Genomic DNA, 13,214 nt, shown 5'->3' on the forward strand with positions numbered 1-13,214 from the left:
GCACAGCAGTGGAAATGTAATGAAAACCATAGCGAATATAGAATTTAACCAACTCCCCTTAAGTGAAGGGATCATGGCCGTTTCACAATGTATCCGCCATGATTTTCCACTAATGAAAGTGCAAGCTCAGTTAGATAGTTTAGTTTCAGCGGCACAAACAGCTATTGATTTACAAGCTGATAATGAGTCAAAAATTGAACAACTTATTACTTTGTTCTATCGGGATTGGTCATTTGGCCCGGCAGAAGGGATTTATTCACTGTCTGATATGTTGTGGCTTGATAAAGTATTATCTTCCAAGCAAGGGACGCCCGTATCCCTAGGTTCGCTTTTTTTATATATTGCAGAGCGTTTAGGTATAGAGATAGCGCCAGCGATTTTCCCGACACAATTATTGTTCATTGCAGAAAAAAATGATGGTTCACAGTGGGTTATTAACCCTGTAAATGGCGATTCATTATCATTGCATACTCTTAATATGTGGTTAAAGGGCACCGTTGACCCTTTTTCTGAGTTTTTTTATGACCAACTTGAGACCGCAGAAAATAGTGTTGTTATTCGTAAAATCTTTGACACATTAAAAGCAGCGCTAATGGAAGAGAAAAAGATGGAGTTAGCGCTTAAAGTTTGCGAAACGCTACTGACACTCGACCCAGAAGACCCTTATGAAATTCGTGATCGTGGGCTAATACTTGCACATTTAGATTGCAACCATGTGGCATTAAGTGATCTCAATTACTTTATTGAACATTGCCCAGAAGACCCCGTATCTGAAATGATTAAAATACAAATTTACTCATTGGATAACCATCCAGTCATATTACATTAATTAACGTACAGACAGATAGCCTGTCTAAATATTAAAGGTAAGAGTATGCAACAGAAAGTAGTCAATATTGGTGATATCAATGTCGCGAACGACTTGCCGTTTGTGTTATTTGGCGGAATGAATGTGCTTGAATCTCGTGATATGGCGATGAAAGTGTGTGAGCATTATGTCACTGTGACGCAAAAACTGGGGGTCCCTTACGTATTTAAAGCCTCATTTGACAAGGCTAATCGTTCATCAATACATTCATATCGTGGACCAGGTCTTGAAGAAGGGATGAAAATCTTCCAAGAACTGAAACAAACCTTTGGCGTTAAAATCATTACGGATGTCCATGAACCGGCACAGGCTGCACCTGTAGCTGAAGTGGTCGATGTTATCCAATTACCTGCTTTTTTGGCGCGTCAGACCGACCTTGTCGCTGCTATGGCAAAAACGGATGCAGTCATTAATATTAAGAAACCACAATTTATTAGCCCAGGGCAAATGGGTAATATCGTTGAGAAATTTATTGAAGGCGGTAACGATAAAATTATTCTTTGCGATCGTGGTGCAAACTTTGGTTATGATAACTTAGTCGTTGATATGCTAGGTTTTAACGTGATGGTTCAATCTTCTAAAGGTTGCCCTGTCATTTTCGATGTGACGCATGCCTTACAGTGTCGTGACCCATTTGGAGCGGCATCGGGTGGTCGTCGTGGGCAAGTTGCAGAGTTAGCTAGAGCGGGTATGGCGGTGGGGATCGCCGGGTTATTCCTTGAAGCGCATCCAGACCCAGACAATGCACGTTGTGATGGCCCATCAGCACTGCCTTTAGATAAATTAGAACCATTCCTGAAGCAAATGAAAGCAATTGATGAAGTTGTTAAAAGCTTCCCTGAGTTAGATACAAGTCGCTAAATCAGACGTGACATGCAACTAACTGAAGTTGTTTCCATGTTCGGCGCTGATTTACAGCGTCGATATGGTGAAAAAATTTATAAAATCACGTTACATGGTGGTTTTAGTTGCCCAAACCGTGATGGTACTCTCGGTCGAGGCGGTTGTACGTTTTGTAATGTCGCTTCCTTTTCAGATGAAAGCCAATCTTCGCAAACAATTAGCGAGCAAATTAATCATCAAGTCTCCCGCATTTCTCGAGCAAAGCGCTATCTTGCTTATTTTCAAGCTTATACAAGTACTTATGCAGAAGTGAGCCTACTCAAGAAGTTATATGAAGAGGCATTACAGCAAGCGGATATTATTGGCCTGTGTGTTGGTACTCGTCCAGACTGCGTTCCCGACTCTGTATTATCTTTATTGAGCGAATATAAAGAACAAGGCTATGAAATTTGGCTCGAACTAGGACTACAAAGCGGCCATGATAAAACATTGCATCGCATTAACCGTGGTCATGGGTTTGCTGCTTATCAGCAGACTACACAAAAAGCCCGCCGATTAGGGCTAAAAGTCTGCACCCATTTAATTTGTGGTTTACCGGGTGAGAATATGCAAATGAACATGCAGACACTCGAAAAAGTACTCAATTGTGGTACTGATGGAATTAAACTTCATCCATTACATATCGTCGAAGGCAGTGTGATGGCTAAAGGCTGGAGAGCAGGGCGCTTAGCAACACTTTCTCTTGATGAATATACTCAAATTGCAGGGGAAATGATCCGTTATACACCACCTGAAATTGTTTATCACCGCATTAGTGCTAGCGCAAGGAAACCTACCTTATTGGCACCTTTGTGGTGTGAAAATCATTGGGTTGGAATGAATAATTTATATCAGTATTTTTTAAAAAATGGCGGGCAAGGTTCTGCACTTTAATTTATTTTAATGAGAGTATTTTATGTTACGGATAAATCACACAGCTATTATAGTATCCTCTGTTTTTTTTATTTCTTTTCATTCTGTTGCTCAACTAGATATTACACCCGAAGATAAGCAGGTTTTTACCCAGACACAGCAAAAAGCAATTAATAATGATGCATTAGCACAATATCAATTAGCCGAGATGTATTTTTCTGGTTTAGGTGTTTTACAAAACCTCAATAGTGCTCGCTTGTGGGCCAATGAAGCAGCTAAGAATGGTAATGCGGATGGATATGCATTATTGGCTGATATTAGCTTATTAAATGATAGTTATTTTAAAGATGAGTTTATTGAAGCAAGGAAAAATGCAAAAAAAGCGGTTGAGTTGGGCAGTATTAGAGGGAAAATTAGCCTAGCAGAGTCTTTAATTAACCCAACTGCTGGTAAAACAGACTACGCACAGTCAGTGAATTTACTTAATGAAGTGGTTGCTCTTAATAATCCTGATTATTTTACTGCCCCAATTTGGTTAGGGGTTATCTATTTAGATGGTCAAGGTGTCCCTAAAGATGAAAAACAAGCGCAGCAATGGTTTGATAAGGCTGATGATATGACGTATCCCGGCTATGCGGAATGGATGGCTGCATTTAAATTTTCTGAAGATAATACAGGCACGGTAAGAATTGATCCGAAAAAAGCTAAAAAACTTAGGGAACTTGCTTGTGAGAAAGGTAAAAAAGCAGGAAACGAAATGTTTTGTTTAGAATATTAATGTGAAAACCGCCACGTGATTTAACGTGGCGGTTTCGAGAGTAAAGAATTAAATTGTTACAGGGTCACTTTTGGGTAGGCGCCTTACTCTGCTCTATTTCTTTAACTGCTTCCAATGCATTATCCATTGAGTTATGGAAACTCAATACACCTTCAATAGGTATAACTTTAGCGCGAGCTAATGTTTTTAATGGTTGGAACGGGATATCACAGACTAAAATATGTGTATCTTTTTGTACCGCTTCTATGAATTTCTCAAAGGCTTCTAAACCACCCGCATCAAGAACTGGTACAGCATCCCACTGCATGATAATGCTTTCATAGCCTTCACTTTTTACCCGTAGCTCATCGAAAATGCGTTCGGCTGCGGCAAAGAACAATGGGCCATTAATACGAACGACTAAGCGGCTTTTTTCTTCATCGGTTTCAGCAAGTTGTGTTGAGCGAGTCATGTTGGCGATACGACGCATAAACAGCAATGAAGCAAGAACGATACCAACGGTAATAGCAATAACCATATCAAATAGCACGGTTAAAGACATACAAAGAACTAATACAATAATGTCATCTTTTGGAGCGCGCTTAATTAGGTACATCACTTTACCAGCCGCACTCATGTTCCATGCAACGATTAATAGTAAAGCCGACATTGCTGCGAGTGGTAGGTAAGAAAGCATTGGAGCCAATACGAGCAAGGTGAGTATGACTAATATTGAGTGGATCACGGCAGATATTGGCGATGTCGCTCCAGCACGTACGTTAGCCGCAGAGCGTGCAATGGCTGCTGTTGCTGTGATACCGCCAAAAAATGGCGCTGCAATATTCCCGATACCTTGGCCAATGAGTTCACTATTTGAATGGTGCTTTTTACCTGTCATATTGTCTAATACAACAGCACAAAGTAGGGACTCAATTGCACCTAAAATAGCCATAGAAAAGGCGGCTGGCATTAATGCGGTGATCATCCCCCAGCTAATTGGTGAGCTTCCTGGGAGTTCCCACGGTAAAATAAATTGTGGAAGAATAGGCGGAATACCATTACCTTCGGTGCCATCCGGAAGTAAATAGCTAAATTCAGAACCTATAGTCGCCACTTCTTGACCAAATAATGAAAGTACCCACATCACGATAGTACCAACAACCAGAGCGGGTAAATGCCCCGGAAAGGCTAATTTTAATTTTGGCCAAAAAATAAGAACTAATAAGGTTGATAAACCAATGAGTGTGTCACTGTATTGGAGCGTTGGAAATGTGTTCCCAATCGCAATTAGCTTATCAACATAGTTTTCAGGCACATGTTCCATTTGCAAGCCAAAGAAATCTTTTATTTGCATGGTTGCTATGGTAATTGCGATACCTGAGGTAAACCCTAAAGTAACGGAAACAGGGATATACTCAATAAATTTACCAAAACGAGCAAAGCCCATGGCAAGGAGTATGATACCTGACATCAGTGTTGCCACGAGTAGCCCACTTAGCCCAAACTGTTGCGATACTGGGTATAAAATTACAACAAAAGCAGCCGTTGGCCCTGAAACGCTGTAGCGCGACCCACCAGTTATGGCAATAATAACCCCAGCAATTGCTGCAGTATATAACCCATACTGCGGTGGAACGCCACTTGCAATCGCTAATGCCATAGCTAAAGGGATTGCGATAATCCCAACGGTAATCCCCGCGATTAAGTCTTTAACTAAGCGGGCAACGGTATATTTTTCTTTCCAACAAGAATCTATCAGCGCACTAAAAGGGCGCAAACTATTAATTTTTTTTGTACTCATTATACCCTACCAAATAACAGGGTGAAAAATAAACGAAAATGTATCTATAATGATACGCTTAGCAACCTGAAAAAAACTGTTATGTATCAATGAATCTGCAATTATCATAACGTTTTCAGTGGTGAAAGTAAAAAAAGCCATTATATTATAATGTTAAATAGCCAGTTTTATTTTATTCGCCTATTTAATTTTGCCGGTTTAAATTATATTTAATTAGTGTTTTTTAGTGGTGATTAATAGTAAATAATATATTAATCACCACTAATTAATTTACTTATAATGTAACTACAGTAATTAATAACCATAACCAAAGTAATAGTACTGACAGTAATGCCCGGGTAAATAGCTGTTTGGTGCCGTACCAGCGTTGCTCCATACTTCTGTCTTTGGTTTTCCTAGGAAATAAAAAAGTTAAAGTATTATCAAAGGCTTTGGTGTTTTCTTGGTGATAGATAATTTTAAAGAAATGGTTATCTAACCAAAGTCGATAAATATAATAATGACTAATAATAAATATAATTATGGCAATAAATAAATAGTATTTATTATAATTTAAACAGAGGAATAGGCTAAACTGACAAATAAAGGATAAAATGGAGCCCGTTGCTAAATAGCGCCAGCTATTAGTGAAAGCAATAATTATATCGCCATGATTTTTATCCATCAAAGTATTCATTATGGCACTCTATTTAAATGATATTGTGTATACCAATAGTTTAGTTGTTCTTTCGTTGCCGCATTCAAAATAACTTGTGGCCGTGCTTGTTCAACTAACGCGATTGCTTCTTCTATGTTTGTTGCATCACCATGGTGGACTAACCATGCAACAGCAACCGTAGCACTACGTGAATAGCCTAGCTTACAGTGAATGTAAACAGTACCAAATTTTGCTAGCTGGTCCATGCTATGTACTGATTTTTCGATATCTTCTGCGCTTAGTGGTAACAAATCAATTTGTGGTTGGCTACAGTAAGCTTGCCCTTCGCTATAAGTATTGCGAGGCCATTCGCAAGTCATATCTAAAACGGCTTGTGTTTGCAAAGGATAAAGCGGGCGCCCTCCCAAAACAATATACGCATTGATAATACTCGGTTGTGCACAATGTTTAGCAAAGTAATGATAGGTTCCCCAAGCAATGAGCCGATAAGGCAGTAAGAGGATAGCGGCTGAAAGGGAAATTTTGCCGTCGGGGGTTTTTTGGAAGACACTAGCGCCGGCTCCCAAATAGCCTACAGTGATAAAAAATAATGCTATTGCAGGCCAGAGTAATAACCATGCTGTACCTTGAATAAAAAAAGCTAAAGCAAAACAAAATATTGACCCTAGGCCATAATTTTTACTCATTTTGAAGCTACGAGGAGAACCCGTGTAATGCCATTGCCAGCGGGTATGCATAGGTAACAAATAACTAATTATGATGCCAACAGCAAAGCCAGTTATTACATCAATAAAATGGTGCTGCCAAGTAGTGAGAACTGAAATTAAAATTAATACAGACCAACTATGGAGCAACCAACGCCATTTGTTAGGTGTATGAGCACGAAATCGTAACCATAAGATCCATAATAAAATAATATGCAATGATGGGGCTTGGTTAAAGGGTAGGTCAAATAACTCTAAGCTATCAAACATCCAGCCAAAAAGGCCATCTGTCGTTGGGCGAGAGAAACTAAATTTAAGGGGAAATAATAAAAAACCAATACAAGCGACAACCGAAGCAATGGCGAGTCGTAACCCATGTATCGTTTGTTCCTTACGAGTTGTGCAAATAAATAGCGATAGCCCATATAGAAGGTCGATGCTCCAATAAGGAATGATCGTCCAAGGGATAAAAGGGATCTCTGGCTCCCAAGAAAAAACAACGGAAGGGACATGGTTTAATGTTGCGGTATAAGCATTAACTTGGCCATAAGTTAGAAAGAAAAAAGGGGCTAAGAACGCGAGCCATAACAAGCCATATAATATAATTTGACGTCGTGATGGTGCTTGTTTAGGAATAGAAATTACAGTCATAGTCCTTTGCTATCTTCCTTAAAGTACGAATAGGTTAATGATAAACAATAGCCATATAAATAGGTATATATGTTGTATAAGGTCGGTTCAAATCAGCTTTCATGACATAACAGCGTTGATGTTAACCAATAATGACGGCCGCTAAAGGTAAGTGATTGATGGCGAAATTAATCATACTATCAATCACTTACTATGAAAGTAAATTAGCGGCGTCTAGCTATAGATACACTGAATATACCCCAGTTATCGATAGATTGGTTTAATTTTTCAAAACCTGCCTCTTCAACTAATGTATCCATTTCGCCTTGGCTTCGGCAACGCATTACCCATGCTTGGCCGCCTTGGTGGCTTGGTAGTACGCGCGCGATCATTTCGACTTGGGGGTGCCAAGGCTGGCAAGTATAAATAAGTAAACCGCCTGAAGGTATGGCACGAGAAAGCCCATTTAATGATTGCTTAATTAACTCATTACTGGGGAAAAGCTCATATAAACCACTGACTACACCTATCGTTGGTGATGGTGTTACCGCAGCTAAGGAGTCAGCATCAAATGCATTACCTTCTATAAACTGGATCTTATCCTCAAGGTAACGTTGCTTAATATGTAAACGGCCTTGTTCAACATTGACTGAGCTATAATCGCGTAACAAAACAGATTCGACTTTGCCATAATCATTAATAGCGTCAAAGATATAACGGCCTTGGCCAGCAGCAATATCCATGATCCGAACAGGTATGCCATTTTCGCTTAGCTCACGAATAGCTTGGCGTAAAATGTTTTCAATGTTTACTTTTCGTTGGCGTATTCCTTGCCAGCCAATGCTATTGAGATATTGTCTATCAATAATACGGCCAAATAAGCCTTTTCCTTGGGCTTTATCACGATATACATAATCCAGTGTTGAACCAGAATCAAAGCCTTTGTCATAACCAATACGTATCCCTTCAGAGGCTTTTCCAAGCGTACTCATGGATTTGCTCATGGTTTTATACATAAGGTTTTTAGGGCACCATTTAGGGAGCGGGGTCATTAGAGTGCGGTATTTTTCTGCGCTAACACTCCAGGTGTCTTCATATTGGTAATTATGTTGATAAAGGGGAAAACTAAACAGTTTTTCGACAAAATCCCGAATTTTTTCAATAGGAATATGGCGCTCTTTTTCGCCTAACGTATCGTGATAAAAACCGGGTAACACATGTTTTTCTTTAATTGGTGTATTCAGTTTTTCAAAGAATTGGTGTTGAGGGCGGTGGTGAACCACGTGATCACTACCTGAAATAAATAATTGGGTTGGTAATGTAATCGCACCTGCATCTGCGACGATTCTATCGGCCGTTTTGTACAGTTCGAGTAAAATATTAACAGCGATAGGGCGAGTGATTAAAGGGTCACGATTAAACGAATCAATTCTTTGTTGGTCATGGGTGAGAAATTTTGCCTTTACATACGAATTAACATAAAACAAACCACGAGCTTTTTGCATTAAAGCTAAGCCAGTACGTGCAAATGGGACATATAATTTAACTTTAAATGCGGGGGAAGCTAATACCATTGCGCGGATTTTGGGGGCGTAATCATGTACCCAAGAGGAGACGAGCACTGCGCCAACGCTTTGGCCGATAACAATGATATTTTCTAATGGTATCTGATACTGCCTAGATATATAGCGAATAAATTCATCTACATCACTAATAGATGTACTTAATGAGGGGCTATAACCTCTCGGGCCGTCATTTCGACCATGCCCACGAGCATCCCATGCGAACATTGCAAAGTCAGGTAAATTTAATTCATCAACTAAATGAGCCACTCTCCCTGAATGCTCGTGACCGCGATGGAATAAGACAATAGCTTTCTGAGTGGGGGTTTCAGTTGGCCAATAGCGATAAAAAATAGAGGTATGGTCGCTAGTTGTAAAGTGTGATTCGGTAACGGAGCGTTGCGTCAGATAATCTGTCTGAACGTTCATAATTATTCCTTAATTATTTATTATCCAGTGGTGTATTTAACTGAGCAAGTGCTCGCTGGATACGGTTATAGCAGGTATAAAACAGCAACAATGACATAATAACCAACAGGTAAATAACCCAGTTTGATAAGGCTATGTGTGGGAATATGCTCACCAATAACCCTAGAGCCCCAAAAATAAACGCACGGTCGCTTTTACCAATAGGGCCGTCATAGCGTCGTGATGCACCAATGGCTTGGGCAATGACACCGATGAACTCGGTTAATACTGACAGTACTAAAATCAATAATATCAACCAGAAGGACGAGTGAAAAATAACAATAAATGGTAGGTATAAAGCGATATCAGAAATGACATCACAGAGCTCATTTAAAAATGCACCAAGGTTGCTTTTTTGCTGATGTTCTCTGGCTAGCATGCCATCAATCGCATTCAATGCCATCCGAATAAACAAAATAAAAGGTAATAAAGCAAACAAGTGAGGGTTGGGGAAGAAAAATAAAACAGCACCGACCATTACGGATAAAAGTAACGCGGCTATAGTCACTTGGTTTGCTGTCACACCGGCTTTAAATAAGTAACGTACTAGCGGGCGGAGTAGATCTTGAAATTTAGGTTTCAGATCATAAATTGTCATTGGTTTATCCTTTCCTATCACTGCGAATAGTATGCAGGTTTGTGACATATCAATACGCGATCCATCTTAAGCCACAATAAGAGCTATCTTAAGTTAATATTATAGAAAAGGGAGAATAGAGTAGAAATTGAGATTGGACGTTAACTAACTCATTGAATTAAAATATAAAATAAACATTATCAATGAATGTTAAATAACTTTCATTATCTAATCTTTACTGAGTAGTTCAGTATTAATTAGGCAATTATTTTTTGTCTGTCTATGGCTGCTCGCATCCGTTTAAATTGGCTAGGCGTCATGGTTGTCATTTCTTTGAATTTACGGCAAAACGCACTGTGATCAGCATAGGCACATTTACTGGAAATCTCAGTGATTGAATAATTATCCTCCAATAATTCAATAGCATGTTCAAGACGCTTTTTTTGAATATATTGCTGAGGAGTGATCAAGAAAATAGCTTTAAATTGGCGATTCAATTGGGATAGAGATAAGCCGGAAATTTCCGCAAGCGTTGTCATTTTAATCGCAGTATCAAAGTTATCGCTAATGTAGCGTTCAACTCGACTAAGTTGGTTGTTTAGTTTTGGACTCACTGATTTCGCGTCTTGAAGGTCAACTGAAATACCAGCAACCCCAATGACTTGGTTATTCGTATTAAAAATAGGAACTTTAGTGGTTAAACACCAACCCAGTAAACCTACTTTATAGAGATGAAGTTCAAGTTTATTGATGACACTAATTTTCTTTTCCATCACTAAATAATCTTGTGAACTATAACTTTGGCCTAACTCAGAATGGAAAATATCTTCAGCGCTTTTACCTACTACGTGGTTAACATGCTCAATTTTACAGCGAGTGGCTAAATTATCATTCGCAAGTAAATACTTTGCATTATGGTCTTTCACAAAGAAAGTCACATTAGGCAATGTATTTATAAGAGGCATCACTAAACCTAGGTGATTTAGCAAAGTATCAATATTATCAACGGGAAAAAGCATATTTTCCTGACTAATCAATAATAATTTATTTAAATTGATCATGCTGTTCTCCGGTTCTTAAATTAATTTAACTAATTTTCTTAAATATTTTGAGATTGTGCAGAAAAACGCATAAGTTGATTGGAAAGATATCAAGAGTTGTTAACAAAAATCAAGCATTCTATTAACAATTAAAGTGGATAGGGTGCTAACAAATGCAATCTCATTATAAAAAAATTGAAGTTATAGATTCTCATACCGCCGGAGAACCAACGCGTTTAGTGATCGGCGGTTTCCCTGAGTTGGGAAATGAAAGTATAGCTGCACGATTAGAGTTACTGCGTGAGCATCATGATGATTGGCGTCGTACAACCATTTTAGAGCCTCGAGGTAACGATATTCTTGTCGGCGCACTCCTATGTAAGCCGCAAAACCCAGCTGCCGCAGCTGGTGTTATTTTCTTCAACAATGAAGGTTACTTAGGCATGTGCGGTCACGGCACAATTGGCTTAGTCGCGTCATTGCATTTTTTAGGGCAGATTTCATATGGAAAACACTTAATTGAAACCCCCGTAGGCGAAGTCACCGCCGAGTTACATCAGGATGGCAGTGTGAGTATTCAAAATGTTTATTCATATCGTTATCGTAAAGGTGTACAGATTGATGTCCCTGAAGTTGGCACCATCACTGGAGATATCGCTTGGGGAGGGAATTGGTTTTTCTTAGTTGAAAATTCGCCTGTTGCAGTCAATTTTCAACAAGTAAACCTACTGACAGAAATCTGTTTAAAAATAAAACAAGCCTTATTAGACCAAAAAGTTTTTGGTAAAGATAACCAAGAAATTGACCATATTGAGTTATTTAGTTCACACCCAACAGCGAACAGTCAAAGTTTTGTTCTTTGCCCTGGGGGCGCTTATGACCGTTCACCTTGTGGTACGGGAACAAGTGCAAAACTAGCTTGCCTTGCTGCGGATAAAAAATTAGTGGCTGGTGAAGTGTGGCATCAAGCCAGTGTTATCGGAAGCCAATTTCAAGCTAGTTTTCAGCATGCTGATGCGAATGGGATTATCCCTACGATTAGAGGCAACGCTTACATTAGTGGTCAAAATACCTTGCTTATTGATGAGCAAGACCCATTCCGTTTTGGCATTTCGGTTTCGTAGGGGAATGGTATGGCTTATCAATATCCTGTAGTCGTGATCGGTGGTGGTATTATTGGCTTAAGTATTGCACTAAGTGTGCAAGCTAATGGTACGGATGTGTTGCTCATTGATAAACATGAAATTGGCTCTGGAGCTTCGTTTGGTAATGCAGGGCATATTGCAACTGAACAGGTATTTCCTATTGCCGACCCTGCAGTGTTAAAATCCATTCCGAAAATGCTTCTCGACCCGCTTGGGCCCTTACGTTTAGATTGGCGCTACTTATTACCGTTAACACCATGGTTATGTAAGCTGGTGGGTAATATGCGTCACAAGCCTTTTACACACATCCACCGTACATTGACCACGTTGAATCGTGCTGCTTTTGATTCGTGGCAAACTTTTATTCAAAAATGGCAACTTAGTGACCTTGTTAAAATGGAAGGGTCGTTATTGGTTGCAGAAAAAAATGAAACCCTTGATAAGCTGGGTGAACATAGTGAATACCTTACAAAAATTGGTGTTAAAAACCAATTAATTCAACAAGCTGAACTATTGCAGCGTGAGCCAGCTCTATCAACAAGCCAGTTGGGAGGGATTTTCTACCCTGATACTGGGCATGTTATTGATTTAGCAGAATTGCACTCAAGGCTCACTCAGTCGTTTATCAATTTGGGTGGCCGAGTGTTAACCCACTGTGAAGTAACGCAAATTACTTCAACTTCAAATTTGGAAGCGACAGTAACAACAACGCAAGGCGTATTTTCAGGACGAAAAGTCGTGATCGCAGGCGGCGCATTTTCTAAATCATTAGTCAGAATGGTCAGTCGCATTAATGTGCCGCTAGAAACTGAGCGGGGTTATCATTTAATGTTGCCGCAGGAGGGGCGGCGGCTGAATATTCCTGTTTCAAGTATGGATAGGCGTTTTATTATGACCCCAATGGCTGGGGGATTACGCCTTGCGGGTACTGTTGAATATGCAGGGTTAAAACGACCGCCGAATATGCAACGTGCTCATCATTTTCTTCCCTTAGCAGAGCCGATGCTAACCACCTCGCTTAATAGCCAAGAATCAACGCCGTGGATGGGGTTTCGCCCTTCCACATCAGATTCTTTACCCGTAATTGACCACAAAGGCCCGTATATCTTTGCCTTTGGGCACCAACACCTAGGGTTAACCCAAGCGGCTATCACCGCAGATATAGTTAATTGTTTTATTCATGAACAGCCGACAGCCGTCGATTGTAGTCCGTTTTCTATTGAGCGTTTTCTTTAAATTTTGAGGATAA

12 protein-coding genes are annotated in these 13,214 nt (G+C 39.7%); 6 read left to right on the plus strand and 6 right to left on the minus strand.

What is annotated here, in order from left to right; genetic code table 11:
• The first annotated feature begins 19 nt into the window (after positions 1–19).
• Genes sirB1 through ACHB7C_RS02480 form a run of 4 tightly spaced genes read left to right on the plus strand, consistent with a single transcriptional unit; the run spans position 20 to position 3,401 of the window.
• Complete coding sequence (gene sirB1 / locus ACHB7C_RS02465; protein WP_042844351.1) at positions 20–829, plus strand: invasion regulator SirB1; 810 nt, start codon at positions 20–22, stop codon at positions 827–829.
• A 45-nt stretch (positions 830–874) separates the two neighbouring features.
• Complete coding sequence (kdsA, locus tag ACHB7C_RS02470) at positions 875–1,729, plus strand: 3-deoxy-8-phosphooctulonate synthase (RefSeq protein WP_042843935.1); 855 nt, start codon at positions 875–877, stop codon at positions 1,727–1,729.
• A 12-nt stretch (positions 1,730–1,741) separates the two neighbouring features.
• A complete protein-coding gene (locus tag ACHB7C_RS02475; RefSeq protein ID WP_048607109.1) occupies positions 1,742–2,644 on the plus strand; it encodes a TIGR01212 family radical SAM protein in 903 nt (300 codons plus the stop codon).
• Between the two features lie 22 nt (positions 2,645–2,666).
• Positions 2,667–3,401, plus strand: a complete 735-nt coding sequence (locus ACHB7C_RS02480) for a tetratricopeptide repeat protein (protein WP_129465860.1) — start codon at positions 2,667–2,669, stop codon at positions 3,399–3,401.
• A 64-nt stretch (positions 3,402–3,465) separates the two neighbouring features.
• On the opposite strand, the gene dauA is transcribed toward ACHB7C_RS02480, so the two are convergent.
• From dauA to ACHB7C_RS02510, 6 genes are all read right to left on the minus strand, one after another.
• Positions 3,466–5,181, minus strand: coding sequence for a C4-dicarboxylic acid transporter DauA (dauA, locus tag ACHB7C_RS02485; protein WP_129465861.1), 1,716 nt, complete (start codon positions 5,179–5,181; stop codon positions 3,466–3,468).
• 274 nt (positions 5,182–5,455) lie between these two features.
• Positions 5,456–5,857 carry a hypothetical protein gene (locus ACHB7C_RS02490; protein WP_042843931.1) on the minus strand — a complete coding sequence of 134 codons (402 nt, stop codon included), beginning with the start codon at positions 5,855–5,857 and terminating at the stop codon, positions 5,456–5,458.
• Positions 5,857–7,194, minus strand: coding sequence for a phosphatase PAP2/dual specificity phosphatase family protein (locus tag ACHB7C_RS02495; RefSeq protein WP_395346297.1), 1,338 nt, complete (start codon positions 7,192–7,194; stop codon positions 5,857–5,859). Before ACHB7C_RS02495 ends, ACHB7C_RS02490 begins: the two co-directional genes overlap by 1 nt.
• A gap of 203 nt (positions 7,195–7,397) precedes the next feature.
• Positions 7,398–9,164: a bifunctional alpha/beta hydrolase/class I SAM-dependent methyltransferase gene (locus ACHB7C_RS02500; protein WP_129465862.1), complete on the minus strand. Its 1,767-nt coding sequence runs from the start codon at positions 9,162–9,164 to the stop codon at positions 7,398–7,400.
• 13 nt (positions 9,165–9,177) lie between these two features.
• Positions 9,178–9,801 (minus strand): CDP-alcohol phosphatidyltransferase family protein, encoded by a 624-nt coding sequence (locus ACHB7C_RS02505; protein WP_042843928.1) that lies wholly within the window; start codon positions 9,799–9,801, stop codon positions 9,178–9,180.
• Between the two features lie 236 nt (positions 9,802–10,037).
• Positions 10,038–10,841 (minus strand): helix-turn-helix domain-containing protein, encoded by an 804-nt coding sequence (locus ACHB7C_RS02510; protein ID WP_042843927.1) that lies wholly within the window; start codon positions 10,839–10,841, stop codon positions 10,038–10,040.
• A 152-nt stretch (positions 10,842–10,993) separates the two neighbouring features.
• Between ACHB7C_RS02510 and ACHB7C_RS02515 the strand changes: the two genes are divergently transcribed.
• Complete coding sequence (locus ACHB7C_RS02515) at positions 10,994–11,944, plus strand: 4-hydroxyproline epimerase (protein ID WP_129465864.1); 951 nt, start codon at positions 10,994–10,996, stop codon at positions 11,942–11,944.
• 9 nt (positions 11,945–11,953) lie between these two features.
• On the plus strand, positions 11,954–13,201 hold the full coding sequence (locus ACHB7C_RS02520) for an FAD-binding oxidoreductase (RefSeq protein WP_131679985.1): 1,248 nt from the start codon (positions 11,954–11,956) through the stop codon (positions 13,199–13,201).
• Positions 13,202–13,214: the final 13 nt, after the last annotated feature.

Source organism: Providencia sp. 2024EL-00732 (assembly GCF_044006275.1).
Taxonomy (GTDB): Bacteria; Pseudomonadota; Gammaproteobacteria; order Enterobacterales; family Enterobacteriaceae; genus Providencia; species Providencia huashanensis.